The organism is Methylomonas sp. BW4-1, assembly GCF_052474385.1.
The window spans coordinates 1,134,854-1,151,306 of record NZ_CP184125.1 but is presented as its reverse complement, the minus strand read 5'-3'; the positions used below and the strand labels follow the sequence as shown (position 1 = coordinate 1,151,306).

At 51.9% G+C, this 16,453-nt stretch carries 28 protein-coding genes and 1 pseudogene; all 29 read right to left on the bottom strand.

Annotated elements, in window-relative coordinates; translation table 11 throughout:
• Positions 1–181: 181 nt before the first annotated feature.
• The 29 genes and pseudogenes from ACH5Y9_RS05225 to ACH5Y9_RS05085 all read right to left on the bottom strand — a co-directional run bounded on the left by ACH5Y9_RS05225 (position 182) and on the right by ACH5Y9_RS05085 (position 16,452).
• A complete protein-coding gene (locus ACH5Y9_RS05225) occupies positions 182–1,198 on the bottom strand; it encodes a methyltransferase (protein ID WP_445368794.1) in 1,017 nt (338 codons plus the stop codon).
• Positions 1,195–1,719 (bottom strand): annotated as a pseudogene (locus tag ACH5Y9_RS05220) (TetR/AcrR family transcriptional regulator); the annotation flags it as partial. The pseudogene ACH5Y9_RS05220 and the gene ACH5Y9_RS05225, both read right to left, overlap by 4 nt.
• 205 nt (positions 1,720–1,924) lie before the next feature.
• Positions 1,925–2,539, bottom strand: coding sequence for a hypothetical protein (locus tag ACH5Y9_RS05215; protein ID WP_445368793.1), 615 nt, complete (start codon positions 2,537–2,539; stop codon positions 1,925–1,927).
• 4 nt (positions 2,540–2,543) lie between these two features.
• Positions 2,544–2,912: a hypothetical protein gene (locus tag ACH5Y9_RS05210; protein ID WP_445368792.1), complete on the bottom strand. Its 369-nt coding sequence runs from the start codon at positions 2,910–2,912 to the stop codon at positions 2,544–2,546.
• 69 nt (positions 2,913–2,981) lie between these two features.
• The gene (locus ACH5Y9_RS05205; RefSeq protein ID WP_445368791.1) at positions 2,982–3,272 is read right to left on the bottom strand and encodes an antibiotic biosynthesis monooxygenase family protein; all 291 of its coding nucleotides are present in this window, start codon (positions 3,270–3,272) and stop codon (positions 2,982–2,984) included.
• Positions 3,273–3,295: 23 nt separating this feature from the next.
• Positions 3,296–3,940, bottom strand: a complete 645-nt coding sequence (locus ACH5Y9_RS05200; RefSeq protein WP_445368790.1) for a glutathione S-transferase family protein — start codon at positions 3,938–3,940, stop codon at positions 3,296–3,298.
• On the bottom strand, positions 3,933–4,394 hold the full coding sequence (locus ACH5Y9_RS05195) for a protein tyrosine phosphatase family protein (RefSeq protein WP_445368789.1): 462 nt from the start codon (positions 4,392–4,394) through the stop codon (positions 3,933–3,935). Before ACH5Y9_RS05195 ends, ACH5Y9_RS05200 begins: the two co-directional genes overlap by 8 nt.
• Before the next feature lie 83 nt (positions 4,395–4,477).
• Positions 4,478–4,873: a tautomerase family protein gene (locus tag ACH5Y9_RS05190; RefSeq protein ID WP_445368788.1), complete on the bottom strand. Its 396-nt coding sequence runs from the start codon at positions 4,871–4,873 to the stop codon at positions 4,478–4,480.
• 109 nt (positions 4,874–4,982) lie between these two features.
• Positions 4,983–5,159: a hypothetical protein gene (locus ACH5Y9_RS05185; RefSeq protein WP_445368787.1), complete on the bottom strand. Its 177-nt coding sequence runs from the start codon at positions 5,157–5,159 to the stop codon at positions 4,983–4,985.
• A gap of 107 nt (positions 5,160–5,266) precedes the next feature.
• The gene (locus ACH5Y9_RS05180; protein WP_445368786.1) at positions 5,267–5,668 is read right to left on the bottom strand and encodes a GFA family protein; all 402 of its coding nucleotides are present in this window, start codon (positions 5,666–5,668) and stop codon (positions 5,267–5,269) included.
• 93 nt (positions 5,669–5,761) lie between these two features.
• A complete protein-coding gene (locus tag ACH5Y9_RS05175; protein ID WP_445368785.1) occupies positions 5,762–6,451 on the bottom strand; it encodes a glutathione S-transferase family protein in 690 nt (229 codons plus the stop codon).
• Between the two features lie 23 nt (positions 6,452–6,474).
• On the bottom strand, positions 6,475–6,606 hold the full coding sequence (locus ACH5Y9_RS05170; protein WP_445368784.1) for a hypothetical protein: 132 nt from the start codon (positions 6,604–6,606) through the stop codon (positions 6,475–6,477).
• Positions 6,607–6,671: 65 nt separating this feature from the next.
• Complete coding sequence (locus tag ACH5Y9_RS05165; protein WP_445368783.1) at positions 6,672–7,277, bottom strand: DUF6624 domain-containing protein; 606 nt, start codon at positions 7,275–7,277, stop codon at positions 6,672–6,674.
• 81 nt (positions 7,278–7,358) lie between these two features.
• Positions 7,359–7,991 (bottom strand): FMN-binding negative transcriptional regulator, encoded by a 633-nt coding sequence (locus ACH5Y9_RS05160; protein ID WP_445368782.1) that lies wholly within the window; start codon positions 7,989–7,991, stop codon positions 7,359–7,361.
• A gap of 30 nt (positions 7,992–8,021) precedes the next feature.
• Positions 8,022–8,411, bottom strand: coding sequence for a tautomerase family protein (locus ACH5Y9_RS05155; RefSeq protein ID WP_445368781.1), 390 nt, complete (start codon positions 8,409–8,411; stop codon positions 8,022–8,024).
• 42 nt (positions 8,412–8,453) lie between these two features.
• Entirely contained in the window at positions 8,454–8,744 is a 291-nt protein-coding gene (locus ACH5Y9_RS05150; protein WP_445368780.1) for a DUF1330 domain-containing protein, read from the bottom strand.
• The gene (locus ACH5Y9_RS05145) at positions 8,741–9,430 is read right to left on the bottom strand and encodes a CTP synthase C-terminal region-related (seleno)protein (RefSeq protein ID WP_445368779.1); all 690 of its coding nucleotides are present in this window, start codon (positions 9,428–9,430) and stop codon (positions 8,741–8,743) included. The genes ACH5Y9_RS05150 and ACH5Y9_RS05145 overlap by 4 nt, the downstream gene beginning before the upstream one ends.
• Entirely contained in the window at positions 9,427–10,272 is an 846-nt protein-coding gene (locus ACH5Y9_RS05140; RefSeq protein ID WP_445368778.1) for an alpha/beta fold hydrolase, read from the bottom strand. The genes ACH5Y9_RS05145 and ACH5Y9_RS05140 overlap by 4 nt, the downstream gene beginning before the upstream one ends.
• Positions 10,260–10,481 carry a GFA family protein gene (locus ACH5Y9_RS05135; protein WP_445368777.1) on the bottom strand — a complete coding sequence of 74 codons (222 nt, stop codon included), beginning with the start codon at positions 10,479–10,481 and terminating at the stop codon, positions 10,260–10,262. The genes ACH5Y9_RS05140 and ACH5Y9_RS05135 overlap by 13 nt, the downstream gene beginning before the upstream one ends.
• Before the next feature lie 120 nt (positions 10,482–10,601).
• Positions 10,602–11,261, bottom strand: a complete 660-nt coding sequence (locus ACH5Y9_RS05130) for an HAD-IA family hydrolase (protein ID WP_445368776.1) — start codon at positions 11,259–11,261, stop codon at positions 10,602–10,604.
• Positions 11,262–11,351: 90 nt separating this feature from the next.
• A complete protein-coding gene (locus tag ACH5Y9_RS05125) occupies positions 11,352–12,032 on the bottom strand; it encodes an HAD family hydrolase (protein WP_445368775.1) in 681 nt (226 codons plus the stop codon).
• Between the two features lie 106 nt (positions 12,033–12,138).
• Positions 12,139–12,705 (bottom strand): hypothetical protein, encoded by a 567-nt coding sequence (locus ACH5Y9_RS05120; RefSeq protein ID WP_445368774.1) that lies wholly within the window; start codon positions 12,703–12,705, stop codon positions 12,139–12,141.
• 41 nt (positions 12,706–12,746) lie between these two features.
• Positions 12,747–13,028, bottom strand: a complete 282-nt coding sequence (locus tag ACH5Y9_RS05115; protein ID WP_445368773.1) for a GNAT family N-acetyltransferase — start codon at positions 13,026–13,028, stop codon at positions 12,747–12,749.
• Positions 13,029–13,244: 216 nt separating this feature from the next.
• Positions 13,245–13,655: a DUF4260 domain-containing protein gene (locus ACH5Y9_RS05110; protein ID WP_445368772.1), complete on the bottom strand. Its 411-nt coding sequence runs from the start codon at positions 13,653–13,655 to the stop codon at positions 13,245–13,247.
• A 402-nt stretch (positions 13,656–14,057) separates the two neighbouring features.
• Entirely contained in the window at positions 14,058–14,489 is a 432-nt protein-coding gene (tnpA, locus tag ACH5Y9_RS05105) for an IS200/IS605 family transposase (protein ID WP_445368771.1), read from the bottom strand.
• A gap of 65 nt (positions 14,490–14,554) precedes the next feature.
• Entirely contained in the window at positions 14,555–15,025 is a 471-nt protein-coding gene (locus ACH5Y9_RS05100; protein WP_445368770.1) for a histidine phosphatase family protein, read from the bottom strand.
• Between the two features lie 34 nt (positions 15,026–15,059).
• Positions 15,060–15,668, bottom strand: coding sequence for a GyrI-like domain-containing protein (locus ACH5Y9_RS05095; protein ID WP_445368769.1), 609 nt, complete (start codon positions 15,666–15,668; stop codon positions 15,060–15,062).
• A gap of 70 nt (positions 15,669–15,738) precedes the next feature.
• Positions 15,739–16,080 (bottom strand): cupin domain-containing protein, encoded by a 342-nt coding sequence (locus ACH5Y9_RS05090; protein ID WP_445368768.1) that lies wholly within the window; start codon positions 16,078–16,080, stop codon positions 15,739–15,741.
• 66 nt (positions 16,081–16,146) lie between these two features.
• Positions 16,147–16,452 carry an NIPSNAP family protein gene (locus tag ACH5Y9_RS05085; protein ID WP_445368767.1) on the bottom strand — a complete coding sequence of 102 codons (306 nt, stop codon included), beginning with the start codon at positions 16,450–16,452 and terminating at the stop codon, positions 16,147–16,149.
• Between the last annotated feature and the right edge of the window lies 1 nt (position 16,453).

Sequence of the window (16,453 nt, the reverse complement as noted above, 5' to 3'; positions counted from 1 at the left end):
AAACAACCCCGTCAGTCCGGATTCATCGGAATGCGAGCGTAGACGAACTAGCGCCGTCAGTTTGCAAAATCATATCGGCCGGTTTGGTGCAGTGAGCCGCCCGCAGCACCAGTATTTTCCCGAACGTCTGCAAGCCCACTACCTCCTGCGGCACCAACCCGCTGTCGGCGAACAGCCTCCCCTATTCGGCCTGCGTCCGTTCCCTGCCACGGGTGTTGACGAACATTTGCATGTCGAACGAGGCCAAGCCCATGTCGGCCCGTTTGTCCGGCATCACCATCTCCATCACGGCGATGGCGGCATCGCTCTCGGCCGCTGCTTCCGCGACATGATGTAACGCGGTGATACAGGCTTCGTCGTCGAAGCCATGCAGCACCGCACTCAGCAGGTAAATATCTTTGTCACTACGCGCCTTGGGTACGGATTGCAGCAGGTCGCAGGCTACAAAGCTCATACGTTGCAGCGCGGCGCCCTCGCCCTTTTCCTTCCAGAAATGCGCAGCGCCTTGGATGACCTGTTCGCGGTCGGCCACCAGCGCCTTGAGATGCGGATGGCGTTTGAGGATGGCGAGCGATTTTGCGCCCTTGGAACCGCCGATGTCGACGATACGCTCGAAGCGCGACCAGTCGAAGTCGGTGGCGAAGCTGTCGCCGGCCAAGGCTTCCACGCTATCCATCGCCTGCGCGAACAGCGCATCGAATTCCGGGATCCCATCCATATACGAGTAAAACGCCTGCCCGTGCGCCAACTCGAATGGCACGCCGCCGCCACGCACGCCCTGTTCCAATTGTTCGAACCACGGCCTGCTCATTTCCGGCGAATTGTGCATCAGCACCATCGCCCTTACGCTATGGGGATGATCCGGGCGTAAATAAGACGAAAGCCGGTTGTTTTTGAAATGTTTGGAGGCCACTTCCTCGAACACGCCCATCGCCATCAACATCCGCAGCAAGCGGTAAAGCGCATCGGCGTCGGCACCGATGCGTTCGGCCAGGGTTTCGGCGCTCGCTTCGCCATCGGCCAGCGCGCCGGCGATGTCCAGCCGCGCGGCGACATACAGCGCCCGCGATTGCCAGAAGGCCGAACCGATCTGGAGCAGGCGGATCGGCGGCGGTACGATTTTGCAGCCAGGCGCCGAACCTTGCGAGTTTGGCGAAACGACGCACCGCGCCGGCATTCTTTTGTAACGGCATGTCATGCCCCCGGTTGCGCGGCAGCCATGCCCGCCGCCAATAGTTTGCCGTTGAGCGCGGCGAGTTCGTCGAGGAAGGCGTCGTCCATCTGCCCGCCCATCTGTTCCTCGAAAATATCCTTCAGCAGCATGGGCATCATGGCAAGGCTGACGAAGGCGATGCGCGCCACGTCGGGATTGAGCGCCTGATTGACCTGCCCGCTCGTCTTCAGCTGTTCCAGCCGCCGCGCGCCGCCGGTACGGCCGCGCTCCAGCAGTTGCAGGATGAAACGCCGGCCCGGCCCGTGGTTGAGGGCCAGCACCTTGAGGATGAGCTTGGGAAATTCGGGATGCTTGCGCATCGTGTCGTAATACAGGCGCAGATAGTCGGCAAAGCCGCCAACCTCGGACAGCGTATCGCTGTCGAGCATGTCCAGGAGGGGCTTGAGCGTCTCGCGTATCATTTCTTCGTAAAGGCCTTCCTTGTTACCGAAGTAATAACGGATCATCGAGATATTAACGCCCGCCTGGTCGGCGATGGCGCGGGGGGTAACCTCGTGCTATTCGTCGGCGAGGAAACAGTCCAGCGCCGCCTTGAGCAGACGCGCGTAAACCGGGTCGGTAATATCGTTCATCGTAAAAACTCCTGCAAGCCATGATGGCCGCAGGTTAGCACCGGCGGCACAACCGCCCTAGCGTTTTCGCCAATCAAGATGAGGGGTTTGATTGAACAACAACCTCATCCGTCCATAGTCAGCGTAACAAGCGCACCCCGAGCAGCATGCAACCCACGGCAAAGGTAAAAATCCCAACGATAGACACGTACACCGAAATCATGGGCCCCAGCGCATAAACCACGGCACCGACGAAAATCAATGCCGCCGCGGGTTTGGGATAGATAGCCGAACGGTAAATCGATAGACAAAACAGTACGATGCCGATCAAAATCGTCGCGGAAGCCGAAATTCTAAACGCCAACACCGCCGGATCGTTTTTGATGATGGCGTCTCGTAACAGAAAGGCGGTTTCCGGATAGCGGGCGATCACGGGGTAAAGAAACAGCTCCCAAGTTACCTTGCAAGCCTGCAGTAAATAAGCCGCCTCGACGAATAAAAAACCCACGGCGCCCTGCATGCCGGCCGTGTCACGCATCTTGGCATAAACCGCATAAAATCCCACCAGCAACGCTAACACGCCAGCGAAGGCGACCAGCGCCAAAGGCACCCAAGCTGGACTGCGTACCACCTCGGCATAGTCGAAGCTTCCCGTCCCTAACGGTAACAAAATTGGGAACAAGACCGCATAAGCGCTGAGCAGTAGCGATCCCAAGATGACGGCGATACCGCCGAGTTTTTCGAAAACGTTCATAGAGTTAGCCTGTATCGGTTGAAATGAGCTCAATTCTGTTACCGAATGGATCGGACGTGAAACAGCGAGTAACGTCAGGAATCGAAGTATCCTCCTGCACCTTGTAACCCGCGTCTGCGAGTTTTTTCAAGAGTTTCTCGTAACCCTCGATCAACAATGCTGGATGTGCTTTCTTAGCGGGACTGAAATCATTTTCGATCCCAAGGTGGATCTGCATGCTTCCGCATTGAAACCACACGCCTCCACGCGAAGCAATTTGGGCAGGTTTGGGAATCTCGCTCAAATCAAGAAGTCCTCCGTAGAACCCACGAGCTGTTGATTCAGCTTCCGGCGGTATAGCTAGCTGCACGTGGTCGATACCAACTACTTTCATGAGGCTAAACCTTTCTCCGTGTTCCTTCGAATAAAGAAATAAATAATTTTCCGTTATCTACCACGAGCTCTACATTACCAGTAAGTAATGTTCTACCGTTGGAAACGGCTCATAGAAGTGATGCAGCAATGCACGCCATTCGTCGTATTGGACGGAACCGCGAAAGCCTTCGGTATGATCCTCCAGCGAATCCCAATTGACCAACAATACATATCGGTTGGGACGTTCGATGCAGCGCTGTAATTGATGCGAAACATAGCCGTTCATTGAGGAGATAATGTCTGACGCCTGACGAAAGCTGGCCTCAAACTCCAACTCACGTCCGGCGATGACGTTGAGTATTGCAATTTCCAAAATCATTTTTTCTCTACTTGCCAGCGCCATTAAAACGTTTGTCGAGCGTAGAGCTCATCGAACGACGTCATGATATGGTCGCGGAAAGCTTTACGTTCGCAAAGCGCACGGTACCATCTGCGAACATTCGGAATTTCCGGCGTGGGAACGCCCATTTCAAAATATCGATAAAGCGAGGTGGCGACGGGAATATCGCCCATACTAAAGGCATCGCCCGCCAAAAAAGCCTGTTCGGCAAGATGCACATCCAAGAGGGCAAAATGTTTTTGGCAGCGCAACGAGGCATGCTGGATTTTCTGCTGATCCCGTAGTGCTTCCGGCGTGCGGTAAAATCCCCAAAACAAATCCAGAAAATCAGGTTGCAGTGTTGCCAGCTCCCAATCCATCCAGCGCTCCGCCAACGAGCGTTTTGCTGGCGCTTCGGCCCACAAATGACCGCGACTGTAATTAGCACACAGATAGCGAACAATGCTGTTGGACTCCCAGACTGTCAGGTCGCCATCGACCAACACAGGAATACGGCCATGCGGATTCATGGCCAGAAAATCTGGCTGATCGAGACCGCCCGCACTTCCGCCGGCATCGATATGTTGATATGCCAAACCTAGCTCACCAATAGTCCATAACACCTTTTGCACATTGTATGCACTGCGTCTTCCCCAAACTTTAATCATGCGCCGATAGCCCTTTAATGTGTTGAATAGCGTGGTCAATGAACGCTTGCCAGACGGAGTTCGGCGTCCAGATTTCGTTCATCGGATACGACGCAATCACTTCCTCCTCCGCCGCCAAACACAACTTGCGATAGAGATAAATGAAAGCGGACGCCCGTTTATTTTTTGCGCAATGCACCCAAATCATATGGCTTTCGAATGCCTTGAGGACAGCAAAGAATTGGTCCAGCTGGCTAAGCCTAGGTTGTTCCCACGCTACAGGAATTTGAATATAAGTAATGCCTTGGCCCGCAACCAATTCGGCTTCGCCTAGCAATGCGTTGCTGGCCGTTGGCGGTGCCAAGTTAATCACCGCCTCTATACCAAGCTCCGACAGTTTGGCTATGTCCGCCTCAGTCAGCTGTGCGGAACACCAAAGCCAGTCGAATACCTGATAAACGTTTTCAGCTTCCATAGGGTTATTCAATAGCGAAAGTCGCCTGTATACGTAACACGTTAAAGTAATTCGCTGAGTTTTGGATCGGCGTTGAGCATTTGTTACACGTCCACTTTAAAACCCAGATCAACATCGCAACCCGCTTGCCCGCCGCGAATACCCCAATTCTCTTTGGGAATTTCTCTCAGCAAAATCTTCACATGATCAGGAGGTATGCCAAATGGCTCCAGATTGGTCACTATGGCTTTGTACAGATTTCGCTTGGCATCAAGCGAGCGGCCTGCAAAGGCGTCTATGCTGATATGGGTATAAAAATCCGCTTGCTCTCTCGCAGGCGGATAGGCGAAGCGATGCGGTTCATGAACAATAAGTCGAACATTCTTATCACCCGGGACAATTTTGAACGCTTCGCGTAAAGCCATGTGCACGGCTTCCATCAGGGCAATTTCTTGCGCTGGCGTATATTGGCGACGGACTTCAATCAGCACACTTGGCATTTCTACTCCTTGGACTTTCAGCGAATTGGCAACCGACGTCTTGTCTGGTTGCGATGATTGATCAAAAGGGTAACGATACCCTTCGAAAAAACGAGACGAAATACCATCATCAAATCGTCGACGATGAATCCGATTTGGCGGAAGGTCGCTTGATAAGAATCCGAATCCAAAACCAGGTCTCCAAGCTTGCACCAACCGCAAATCCGATGTTGCCGACGCCAGAATAGCCGGCCAAATAACACGCCAGGGCTAACACTAAAATTGTTGCGGTGATGATGTGTTTCATATCCTAGTTCTCCTCCGTATGACGCTTAACGAACAACAATAACCTTTTAGCCGACTTACGGCGGCCTTGCTTTCAGCATTTTCAAACACCATGGCGATAAGACTTGATTATCTCTGCCTATCAGCTGGATGATTGATACCATCACCGGTTCGCACCTCGCCCAGTTCAAAGGGATTAACACCTTCCAGGCAAGCTATGTTGTAGCCGTACTGGCTAGGCACGGATCGGCGTTGGTGGTGGGTATAGATGCCGCAAATGGAGCAAAAATAATGCTTGGCGCTCATGGTGTTGAATTGATAAAGCTTTAGCACCTCTTGCCCTTTGACGACCTTGATTCCCGAAAGCGGCACCGACGCCATAATCGCGCCTTTGCGCCGGCATAGCGAGCAATCGCAGCGGCGCGGATCGACGATGCCGTCGGGAAGATCGAGTTCCAGCTCCACCGCACCGCAATGGCAGGTGGCGCGGTGTTTGGCATTGATGATGGTGTCGCCTACTTTTTTGATCATATAGTGGTTGTCGGTTGTTTTTTGACGGTTCTAATGCTTTCGGCTGGGCCGATTCGCGTCTTTCATAAACTTGCTAAATTCGTGCAGCCGAAGTTACTGACCAACGGCGCGAAAGTCGTTCAGCCAAGTTCCGGCGTTTCGCGCCATCTGCTCATGTTCTTCGTCGCGCCATGTCTCGCTGAGTGCCGAGGCATACCAGTCACGCATGGCCGGCAAGGCTAGCATATGGTCGACGTATGAGCGAGCAGGCGGAGCCATGTCCAAGCCGTAGGTTTGTACGCGAAACGCGACGGGCGCGAAGAAAGCGTCCACGGCGGTAAATGCCGGCCCGACCAGGTAGGGTCCGCCAAAGCGAGTTAGGCCCTCTTGCCATAATGCATTCAGCCGCGTCAGATCCTTTGCCAAGGCCGGCGAAGGCGATGCCAAGCGAATCCGTAATCCGCAATTCATGGTGCAACATTCACGCAACGCCTGAAACCCGGAATGCATTTCCGCGACAGCGCAACGCGCCCAGGTACGCGCCGTTACGTCGGACGGCCAAACCGCCGGAGCTCGCTCCGCCAAATATTCGGTAATCGCCAACGAATCCCAAACGACGGTTTCGCCGTCGATCAGACAAGGCACTTTCCCAGTTGGAGAGAAATGGCGGAAGGCGTTGGCTTGATCCGTTCCGGTAAACGCAACGAGCTTTTCGACAAACGGAATGCCGAGTTCACGCATCAGTATCCAGGGCCGTAGCGACCATGACGAGTAATTTTTATTGGCGATGTAGAGTTCAAGCATGAGCGGTATATCTCCTCGGATTTTTAAACGTCGATTTTGCCACTTGGTATAACCCCGTCGGAAGACCGGCTTTGGCGGTCGCCATCCGATTTCAAATTGAACGATTTCGCGAAGTCGCGCACCGCGCCGACGAATTCATCGGCCTGGTCCTGCATGATTCAATCAATCAAAGGTTGGACGCTATGAGCAAATCGAACAATATGCGAACGATTGCCGGGTTTCAACTTGCGCCCCTCCAGCCCACAGAATAAAGCCATGTTTGATATTGCTGATCCAGATCGGGCGGTGTCGGCATATTCTCGCGCGTGCTTTGCGCGGTTAATTCGACGGTTCTTTCTTCAATGGTATTCAAGCCAACCGCAAGCCGTCGTTCGTTAACGGATTCCGGATGCTCGATCGGATAAGGTTCGAGTTGCCCGTTTCGATTCGGCTCGAATTGGGTTCCGTATATTTGCGGCTTTCCTTCGTACATGCGAATACGGTCTTCCAGAAACGCCGCCTGCCAAGGCATCACGTCGTTGTTGGCGGCGGCTTGCTTCAGCAAAGACAGGCAATGCCGCATGAAGGGAGGATTGCCGATGGCATGTTGCGCGATCAACCAGGCCGCCCAAGCCCCCTCCTCGCCGACAAGATGGTTTCCAGGCCAACCGTATTGTTCGATGATGTCCGCAAGACGAGCGGCATTGCCGATGTGTACGGCTTCCATGCGAGGATGATAGAGCGCACGGCCCAGCGAACCATCGGCGACCAACGCCTCGCGTACCGACAGATCGTTTTTTGCCATCGCAACCAGTTCCTGGCTTAAAGTTTCGTTTGAGTGGTGCATCCGACCTCTTTTTTGCAATTAGAACGTTTACAGTATGTTTTCGAGAAGCGGTGGCGTGCTGATTTCCGTCATTGGTTAAGTTCAGAACTTGGCTGATTCGGCGACCAAATCAGCCATGGCCGTCTGGCCGGATTTGCGCAACGCTTCGATCAGGCTATTCTGGTTTTCCGGCGGCTGGTTTTGGCTGACTTTCCACTTGCCTTGCAGCCGCGTCACGCTGATTTCGATGCCGACAATCTGCGTGAGCAATCGTTCGGTAAAATCGGCCGGCGCATCTGCTACCGACCAAGGCTCCGGGAAATCGGCTTCGAATTCATCGGTCATCGTCTCTAATTGCCGACGAATCCAGGCCGGATCGTCGATTATCTTTAGTTTGCCGTAAGCATGCACGGCGACGTAGTTCCAGGTGGGCACCACCTTGCCGGTTTGTGGTTTGCTGGCATACCAGGACGGCGAGATGTAGGCATTTTCGGATTGAAACACCGCCAATACTTCGGTTTTAGGGTCGTAGTCCGTCCACAGCGGATTCGAGCGGGCAATATGGCCGTGCAAGCTGCCGTAAGCCGTTTCGCCCGCCTCCACCCAATGCAGCGGAATGTGGTTGGCGTTCAGACCGTCGGCGGATAATGTAACCAAGGTCGCCAGCGGATAATCGCGCATCAAGGTCTGCATGACCTCGATTCTGGGTTCGTCGAAATGTTTGGGGATGTACATTTAATGCTTACCGTTTTAGTGTTAATGCCGCTAGACATTGATTTTGTAATTCAATGTTACTTCGTCGCCGTGCATGCCGCGGAATCCCCAATTGCAGGCAGGACTTTCATAAATGCAAATTTCGATGTCCTGGTGAGCAATGCCGATTTTTTCCTGTATGCGGTCGAACAGCAGGCGGATCAGCTTTTTCTTAGTAGCCGTTTCCCTACCCGTGATCATGCTGATCTCGATGATCGTGTAGGCATCGGTTCTGCCGCCGGGCGCGAACAGATCGTCTTTTTCCATAGGAAAGAATCTGTGCGCTCTTTTATCTTGCGGAAACTGCAGCGCTTCCACCACACAGTCGTGAATCACATCGGACAATTGCCGCTTGATGGGGTTGAGATGGTCTTTAATCCCGTAGATTTTGATTTGTGCCATTTTGATGATCTAACCGTTGATATGTTGGACTTTACTGTTGCGTTACAAACATCCATCCACTAAAACGAGTTTACTGGTGGTCGTTTGATGGCGTAATAAAAAAAGCGCTTGCGCTTCGGGGTCTTGAAGAAAGCCGTTAGCTTGTTCTCGTGATGGAAACTCGATGACAACAACCCTATCAGGCTGCCAATCACCCTCAATCACGGTAGGCTGTTCTCCTCGAACCACGTACCTTCCGGCATGTTTGTCTATCAATGCCGGTATTTTCAAGATGTATTCCCGGAATCGATCAAAATCATGAATCGTTAGATCCAAAATGAGATAAGCATTCATAGGTTTGCCACGGCCCTCAAAAATGCCGAAACCAAAGGATGCGGCTGCTCCGGTTTGGACCGGGCTTGCGGCACGAACAGCGTGCCGATGAAAAACGGATGATCGGACCATTCGATAACCCGAATCTCGCCTTCGGCATCGGCGGCGGTAATTTTCAACGGTCCTGATTTCAAGACATCGATATAGTCCGGGTTGATACCGAAATTGCAGTAATACTGCTCGGTGGCGGTCAAGGCTCCGTAGATGTCGGCGACGCGCGAGCCGGGCTCGAAAGTCAGCGGCAGCTGTCGTCCGGCCAGCGAACAGGCCAGTTTCGAAATGAAAAGATCGGACGCATAGGAATCGTACTCGGCGTGTTGGGCATCTTTGAATCCCAGTACATTGCGAGCGTATTCCAAAATCATGTGTTGAAATCCGCCACAGGTGCCGAAGCACGGGATGCCGCTTTCACGGGCGTAACGAATCGCTGCCAAGGTTTTGTCCAGATTCCGGTAAGGACTGCCGGGCGCTACCCAGATACCGGCATAGCGTTGGAATAAGGTTTGGTCGATGTCCTCGGTGGAAATCCAGTCGGCGTTAATCTCCAACCCCAAAGCCGCCTTGGCATGTTCGATGGCGGCGTTGGTCGCCAGATGCGGCGGAAAAGTCGGCGTGTATTCGCCGAGCAATGCGATAAATTTGGTCATGATTGAGTCAATTCCTCGGCTACTATGGTGTTGATCGACCAACAGATCGTCGGCGCGGTTTGATACAGGCAGGAATAATGGGAAAGTCCGTCCAGTACCGTGATTTTCGAACAGCCAGGCAACGCCGATGCCAGAAAATCGGCCATGGCAATCGGCGACCAGTTGTCTTCCGCGCCGTGCCAGATATGAGCATCGACTTCGATATCGGCCAGCGTCGCTTTCCACGGCTGAACGTAGGCGATGACATCGCGAGCGTAGCTTAGCGAATCGCCCTTGAAACAGGTTTTGAGCATTTTCATCAGAGAGGTCCGAAACTCCTGATTGGCCAGCAACGCTTGGTCTTCGCCGAGCGCACTGGAAAATAACATCCGCAACAACAGGCCGGGGAACCTACGCGCAATTTCCCCTTGTACGCGAGCCAGCCACAGAAATGCCGAGGGATGGTTTTGAGCAAGCCGGAAAACGGCTTTTCCCGCTGCCGCGTCGATAAAGTTGCCGGCATCCAGCGGCGCGGCCGCGGAAACCAAATGCAAACCGCGAACTTTGCCGTTCATCGCGCGGCAGACTTGTAAGGCTACGAATGCTCCGATCGAAAAGCCGATAAAATCGACGGGGTTATCGCCAACCTTGTTGGCAATCTCTTCGGCTATGCATTGGTAATAAGCTTCGCCTTGCAACCGAGGGTCGATGGTCGAGCGGTCATAACAAATGATGCTCAGCTGATGTTGTTTGCCATAACCATCGAAAATTTCGCATTCGTCGAGCGAACCCGGCGTACCGTGGAAATAGATCACCGGCCGGCCGTCGGCGGCGCCGAATTGGCTAACTTCTATTGATGGCATAACGACCGTATTGCCACTATCGGCAGTCCGTAAAACTTCAGCTCTCCCGAAATAATCGTCTCTTTTTCCAATGCCACAAATTCGGCTGAATGACCTGTTCCAGTGATTCTTTGACATTGCCTACATTGGCATAAAAAAGACAAACGCGGCTCGGATTTCAATGCGTATTGAACCGCTCCGCACATGCAACCACCTTTAAGTTCGCTCATGCAATTTCTCCTGGCAATGGTTAATCGCTATGATGGTAGTCATTCGGTTGACGACGTGGATAGGTCTGGCGGATAGTTCGTTGAAGCGCTTAGCAATGACTGCCTCTGTGGTTTGAATAGCTAACGGTTAGATTGGGTTATATTAGCAAATTGCTCGAGCAGTTGCGTCAGCTGGGACATATCATCGAATACAACATGGCCCGCGGTCTGATACGAAGTGGTCACGCCGGTTTGTACATAGTAAAGCGGCGTCATACCTGCTGCTATGGCAGCCTCAATCCCCACTTCACTATCTTCGATCACCGCGCACTGACTAGGCACAAAGCCCATCGCACGGGCGGCATATTGAAACAAACCCGGATCGGGTTTCCATGAACCGATCTCATACGAACTGAATAGATTGTCACCAAAATAAGCAGCAAGGCCGCTGACTTCCAAGGCCTGACGGATTTTCGGAAGCGGTCCGCTGGAGGCAATGCATTTCGGCGAGTTCAGGGTTGCGAGCATTTTCAAAACGCCTGGCATGGGTTTCAAGTCACGCGCGAAGAGTTCCACAACACGCTGGCGATAGTCCTGTTCAAACGGATCTTGCAGATTTAGGCCAAGACGGTTTTCAAGGTCAATCAGAATCGAGCTTAGTTTTTGGCCGCGATAGCGCTCGGTCAAAGTCTCCACTGAATCATTCAATTGCGGAAGCAGATCGAGAAAGGCTTGATTGCACAGTCCCTCGCTGTCAACCAGCGTGCCGTCCAAATCGAAGATGACACAAATATTGTTCATTTACTGCGTCGCCTAAGATTTGATATGCCATAGCTGGCCGCCCTCAGTTTTTTGGTCTGAATTTGCATTGAACCGTTCATGGTTATCAAGTCATGCATTGACCAACAACTCGTGCGGAAATTGCTCAAAACTCTCGATCACGGTAGAGACGCCCTGGCAGGCGAGAAGCCTGTTATGCGTCTCAATCGGACCAAGACCGACGATATGGCCGATGTTGGCGGCATGGGCGGATTTGAAACCGGAAATGGCATCTTCGACAACTACGCATTCGTGCGGTAGCAAACCAATATTGCCCGCCGCCTTAGCATACATATCCGGCGCGGGCTTACCGGGAAGAGCGCCGTCATCGTAGACAATCCGTTGCAGATCGAACCACTTATCCAGACCGAGGTGCTGGATGAAAAAATCCAGATTGGTTTTTTCGGAGGCTGTCGCGATGGTGCGCGGAATATCTTTGCTAGAAACGAAGTCGAGCAGTGCTTCGGCACCGGGAGACAAGACAAACATTTCTGGATTTTTTAAGCATAAATCCCGGTACATGGACTCCTTGACCTGGATCAGCTCCAGTAATTTTTGTCTCTGAAGAGTTCGACCGCTGAGATAGCTCAAAATGTGACTATTGGTACGGCCATGCACGTGGATTGAAAATTCATCGTCGCTTATGGGGGAACCTCTGAGTTGTAGCGCCGTGGCTTGCCAGGCCTGAACGTGAAACGGTGCATCCCAAAGCAAAACACCATTAAAATCGAAAATAATTCCTTTATATTTCATTATGATAGCAGCTAGTAATATGAATTGAGGTATTGAGCAACCGGGCTAAGACTAATCGTACCGAGCCAATTCTTTGGATGGAACGCAAATCTAATAGACGCCATTTTTAAAGCATCCCGCCCAGCGATTCCTGGAGTGGGGTATCGGCATTGAGTCTGTACCAGTTATTGAACCGCTGACGATAGGATTCAAATGGCTGATGCAGTTCCATACGTGGATCGTTGCTCAGGACGTAGGCCATGCCTTCGATTAGCCACTGCTCACCGGTTAGCAGCGCCAAGCTGCCGAAACTGTCGGCCTGCCAATGATGGATGAGCTCATGCGCCACGTAGTGTTGTTGCCAACCTCGCGACGCGATGACGATAGCGAAACTGCCTAAGGTGAATCCAGCCTTGTTCGATAGGCCGAATGCAGACCGGCATTGCTCCGTGCTACAAAAGATGATCTTCGGCTCGCCGGTAGACAAGCCCCATTGCGTGGCAAGATAACTTTTCGAGTCGTTGAGTAATGACTCCGCTTTCGCAAGCTCAGAAAAATCGTCCATGCATAGGTTTTGCTCGTTGCAACGGACGCCAAATGCTTCTGGAATCAGCGCCCGAACCGGTCTGAAAAAAGCAAAAGCTGAAATCGGCAACAGCAGGAAAATCACGGCTATCCATTTACTGTATTTCATCAATCTTCCTCCATGGCATCTAACACAAAGTACACGATGACTTAGCCATTGATAGCCAAATTCTGTCTCATTTTCCGACCGCCAACCGGCATAAGACCATTATGCTGATAAAAACTTAATGTCCGCTCAAATTCCGGGAGCGGCGGCGTGCATAACTCCAGGCACGACCAACCGCGCCGTTGCCCGTAACTTCTAATCTGCTCGATCAACAGGGCGCCGACACCCGAACAGCGAAACTCGGGAATAACGTAAAACTCCTGAATAACGCCTATTTTGCCGCCGGCATATAACGCATACGTTTCGGTGATGGTCGAAACTGCCACTGGTATATTATCCGACCAGCCAACAATGCCGCGTAGTGGCCTACCGATAACAGCTCGGCACAGCGCTGAACCGTACCTGCCAAGTCAATATCAAAATGTTGCGCATGAGTGCGCTCACAGATTTCCTGCGTCAGTTGAACGACCAGTGAGCCTATAATTTCTGCGTGGTCTGGTGTTGCTTGTATAAACTGCAATTTCATTCCTGTATCTCGGAGCCTAAGTCAGTGATTGCGCTTCTGAATGTTTGGCCGCAAATCGGCCGATGCGGCCAAGGTGGGTAAAACTGAATCCCTCCCGGTATTTGAGCCCGTAACCCAGCGCCCGATCAAAGCCAATGTGGGCACACCAGATTAAACCGGCACATTGAAGGGCCAGGGACGGAACCGTAAAACCGATCACCAGACTGGCAATGGCACCGAGATACGAGTGCGCAGTGTTATAGCTAATAGCGCCAACTTTGGCTCCGGCGAAATAACCGAACAAAGAAATATCGGGGACCAGGAAATAGATAGCAAAAGTACTCCAGTCCAGATCGAGTTTTGCGTAAGCGATGCAGGCTGCAATCAATACGCAAAGTCCCTCCAGTCGCAATAAAACACGAACGGCTCCTGTTGTTTCACCTAACATTTGGACTCCAGCAATTTCTGCATCGAAACGGATTATTTTGGGTTAATTACAACTCAGGCAGATGTCTTGCAACAACTGTCAGTATTGACAGGGTATAGCCTTTTTGACGCGTAACCCGCTTATCAACCGGCTATTACGCCGAGTATTTTGGTGTCGCCGGTAATCGATGCAAGCATGTGTTTTGGATTCCGCATAAAAGTGAAGCGTTGCCCCTTTGCATGTCATATTGCACGATAGCGATATACCCCATATTCCCAATAGCCGCCGCCCGGCTTCGTGGGACCAACCCAATTTCGGGCTAACAACGCCTGGGCTATGAAGTACTTAACAACCACCTGCTAAAGCAGGTGGGTTCGAATAACGGACTGAAAGTCCGGATACGCGTCGACTAAACGACGCGTCTTAATCTGGCTCCATCTTAAAATTATCGTTCGGGTTGGGTTCAAAATGATGCTCCAAATATTCTTTGATCATTTCTTCTGTCATCTGCCCTACTGTGGCGCAGAAATACCCTCGCGCCCAAAAGTGCTGCCCCCAATAACGTTTCTTCAAATGCGGAAACTCTTCAAACAGATAACTCGATGTTCGCCCCTTGATTGGCCTCATTATTTCGCTCGGTGCCATTGTAGGTGGCGCACTCACCAAAATGTGCACATGATCTTTACTCACTACCCCTCGGATGATCCGAATCTCAAAGGCTTCACAGGTCTGCCTAACCAATTCCCGAACTCGTTCAGCAACCTCACCCTTCAAAACTTTATAGCGATATTTCGTCACCCATACAAAGTGATACTCGATCTGAAAAATCGTATGACTACCGTATCTGTATTCCATAGCGCACCTCTCAGGTCGCTATTATCGCTGCTAAAGCTGACCGGCTAAAGCCGGTGGTTTAAACCTTATGATGGAAAATTAACGAAACCATGCCCCACCAGCAAGACGCTTTGACGCTCATGCGCCATGTCTATTAATATCGATGCCGCGACTTGCGCCCGCTGTTTCGCCATGGCAAGCGACTCGCCATTCCGAGCGAAGCCGAGCACCGACAGACATCGCAACAGCATACCCCAGGCATTGACCGACATCGTCAAAGTACCTTGTTTGAAATGAGGAATAGCAATTTCCCGAAACACGGGATCGCTCAGCAAAATATCGCTAAACCCTAGTGCCTTGGCCGATTCCAAAGAACGGATAAAGTCGCTACAAACGGCGACATGGCAAGCCGATGCGCGCTGCTTGGCGTTTTCCGGCGGTTCGTCCGCTATACCGGATAAATCATAACGGCGGATAATCTCGCCAACCTCTCTCGCTTTGGCTTTGCCTTTCAGCTCGAACGTCGGCTTACCGTGCCTGATTAATGTAATTTCCATGGGTCGTCTTGTAACATCGCGATGGAATTAACCGTCATTTCATGGGATGCCGAATGATGGTTTTCCAGTTCTTCGGGTCTGCGCGCCGTATATCGCTCAAATAAATTTCGTGATGCATGCCAATCCGGCTGGATCTTGTATCGATGAATTCATGCAGCCGCGCAATGGTGGGTCCTTCTTCGCAGAATGGGCCAATATGCAAAATCTGAGCGCAAAGGCCCCCCGAGAAATTTTCCAGGCGCAGCCTATCAATACCGGGCAGCTTCTTTTTACTTCGGGCTTCGGCAAGGGCTGCATCGATGACATCGTCTGCTACGAAGGGGGGTTGCAAGATCATCATCGTCCACTTCCATTTTGCCTTGTCGTTGTCTGCGAAGACAGCCATATCATCCGCCCACCATAATCCTTCGAGCGGCATTACCGAATAATCGAGTGCTTGCGGCCCCTTCTTGACCATAAATTTGGCCGTGTAGGATACGAAAAACAAGGCCTCGACAGCTTGCGCATACGCTTGCGAGGTATTGGGATCGCCTTCGCCGTCCACCATCAGGTATTTCAACGGCGGTACTTCAACCTGCACGACCGCTTTGGCACTTGCTTGATACAAGTGCTTCATTTCTTTTCTGAGGTCGATCTTGTCCATGGCTGCTCCCGATGGCGGCTATGGTAAGACACAAGGGCTGCGCGTTAACGCGTGCCGATTAACGGCGATGTTAAACCTCAATACGGTCACCTACCGTGGCGGGATGAGAAATCACCAAGAACCGGACGTCAGCGCTGGATTCATTGATGAATTGGTGTGGCATCCCTGGAGCGACTTCAATGCCTTGTCCTTCGGATAATTGGATGCGTTTGCCGTTTATTTCCATCATGGCGCAACCTTCCAAAATATAGAAAAACTGGCGAGCGCTTGCATGAAAATGCCGTACTTCGCTTGCGCCGGGCGGTACGCGTTCGGAGATAACCGACATGTCGCCTCGTTTTACAAGATGCCAGCCGTCGCAGCCGTCGCCCCATGTGTAGTGCTCAGCGGATGAGCGGTCGATTGCTTTCATAAAAGTCTAAAGTAAAATTAGGACGCATATTTCTTTAATGCCTTGTTTGAATTAGCGTAGTTCTTTTCAATTGAAAACAGGCCTAAAAAAGCTGCGCTCGTAACTAACAATGCAGCGAGTGTCCTCGGCGTATTTGAACGCAGCCACGCATTCCGGGTCTTGCATCGACTGGTTTCTATATTCCTCGTACAGCGCCAAACTTGGAAACGTAAACAATGCCAAAGCAATATTGTTTGCCCCCTCCGACGGTAAGAAATAACCGTGGTGTTTGCCGCCAAACTTTTCAACAAGTGGAATCCAGAGTTTTCCGTAATGCTCAAATTCCTTGAGCTTGAACGGGTCAATGATATAGCGAAGATAGCAAGTAACCATT

What these genes read in the sequence shown, in the direction of transcription:
- ACH5Y9_RS05210 (WP_445368792.1), bottom strand. Translation starts at nt 2,912, where the DNA reads ATGAAAGTAGTTGGTATCGACCACGTGCAGCTAGCTATACCGCCGGAA.
- ACH5Y9_RS05160 (WP_445368782.1), bottom strand. Translation starts at nt 7,991, where the DNA reads ATGTACATCCCCAAACATTTCGACGAACCCAGAATCGAGGTCATGCAG.
- ACH5Y9_RS05135 (WP_445368777.1), bottom strand. Translation starts at nt 10,481, where the DNA reads ATGAGCGAACTTAAAGGTGGTTGCATGTGCGGAGCGGTTCAATACGCA.
- ACH5Y9_RS05120 (WP_445368774.1), bottom strand. Translation starts at nt 12,705, where the DNA reads ATGAAATACAGTAAATGGATAGCCGTGATTTTCCTGCTGTTGCCGATT.
- ACH5Y9_RS05205 (WP_445368791.1), bottom strand. Translation starts at nt 3,272, where the DNA reads ATGATTTTGGAAATTGCAATACTCAACGTCATCGCCGGACGTGAGTTG.
- ACH5Y9_RS05195 (WP_445368789.1), bottom strand. Translation starts at nt 4,394, where the DNA reads ATGGAAGCTGAAAACGTTTATCAGGTATTCGACTGGCTTTGGTGTTCC.
- ACH5Y9_RS05185 (WP_445368787.1), bottom strand. Translation starts at nt 5,159, where the DNA reads ATGAAACACATCATCACCGCAACAATTTTAGTGTTAGCCCTGGCGTGT.
- ACH5Y9_RS05180 (WP_445368786.1), bottom strand. Translation starts at nt 5,668, where the DNA reads ATGATCAAAAAAGTAGGCGACACCATCATCAATGCCAAACACCGCGCC.
- ACH5Y9_RS05140 (WP_445368778.1), bottom strand. Translation starts at nt 10,272, where the DNA reads ATGCCATCAATAGAAGTTAGCCAATTCGGCGCCGCCGACGGCCGGCCG.
- ACH5Y9_RS05145 (WP_445368779.1), bottom strand. Translation starts at nt 9,430, where the DNA reads ATGACCAAATTTATCGCATTGCTCGGCGAATACACGCCGACTTTTCCG.
- ACH5Y9_RS05215 (WP_445368793.1), bottom strand. Translation starts at nt 2,539, where the DNA reads ATGAACGTTTTCGAAAAACTCGGCGGTATCGCCGTCATCTTGGGATCG.
- ACH5Y9_RS05130 (WP_445368776.1), bottom strand. Translation starts at nt 11,261, where the DNA reads ATGAACAATATTTGTGTCATCTTCGATTTGGACGGCACGCTGGTTGAC.
- ACH5Y9_RS05150 (WP_445368780.1), bottom strand. Translation starts at nt 8,744, where the DNA reads ATGAATGCTTATCTCATTTTGGATCTAACGATTCATGATTTTGATCGA.
- ACH5Y9_RS05090 (WP_445368768.1), bottom strand. Translation starts at nt 16,080, where the DNA reads ATGAAAGCAATCGACCGCTCATCCGCTGAGCACTACACATGGGGCGAC.
- ACH5Y9_RS05155 (WP_445368781.1), bottom strand. Translation starts at nt 8,411, where the DNA reads ATGGCACAAATCAAAATCTACGGGATTAAAGACCATCTCAACCCCATC.
- ACH5Y9_RS05085 (WP_445368767.1), bottom strand. Translation starts at nt 16,452, where the DNA reads ATGGTTACTTGCTATCTTCGCTATATCATTGACCCGTTCAAGCTCAAG.
- ACH5Y9_RS05095 (WP_445368769.1), bottom strand. Translation starts at nt 15,668, where the DNA reads ATGGACAAGATCGACCTCAGAAAAGAAATGAAGCACTTGTATCAAGCA.
- tnpA (WP_445368771.1), bottom strand. Translation starts at nt 14,489, where the DNA reads ATGGAATACAGATACGGTAGTCATACGATTTTTCAGATCGAGTATCAC.
- ACH5Y9_RS05165 (WP_445368783.1), bottom strand. Translation starts at nt 7,277, where the DNA reads ATGCACCACTCAAACGAAACTTTAAGCCAGGAACTGGTTGCGATGGCA.
- ACH5Y9_RS05225 (WP_445368794.1), bottom strand. Translation starts at nt 1,198, where the DNA reads ATGACATGCCGTTACAAAAGAATGCCGGCGCGGTGCGTCGTTTCGCCA.
- ACH5Y9_RS05175 (WP_445368785.1), bottom strand. Translation starts at nt 6,451, where the DNA reads ATGCTTGAACTCTACATCGCCAATAAAAATTACTCGTCATGGTCGCTA.
- ACH5Y9_RS05190 (WP_445368788.1), bottom strand. Translation starts at nt 4,873, where the DNA reads ATGCCAAGTGTGCTGATTGAAGTCCGTCGCCAATATACGCCAGCGCAA.
- ACH5Y9_RS05110 (WP_445368772.1), bottom strand. Translation starts at nt 13,655, where the DNA reads ATGTTAGGTGAAACAACAGGAGCCGTTCGTGTTTTATTGCGACTGGAG.
- ACH5Y9_RS05100 (WP_445368770.1), bottom strand. Translation starts at nt 15,025, where the DNA reads ATGGAAATTACATTAATCAGGCACGGTAAGCCGACGTTCGAGCTGAAA.
- ACH5Y9_RS05125 (WP_445368775.1), bottom strand. Translation starts at nt 12,032, where the DNA reads ATGAAATATAAAGGAATTATTTTCGATTTTAATGGTGTTTTGCTTTGG.
- ACH5Y9_RS05200 (WP_445368790.1), bottom strand. Translation starts at nt 3,940, where the DNA reads ATGATTAAAGTTTGGGGAAGACGCAGTGCATACAATGTGCAAAAGGTG.
- ACH5Y9_RS05170 (WP_445368784.1), bottom strand. Translation starts at nt 6,606, where the DNA reads ATGCAGGACCAGGCCGATGAATTCGTCGGCGCGGTGCGCGACTTCGCG.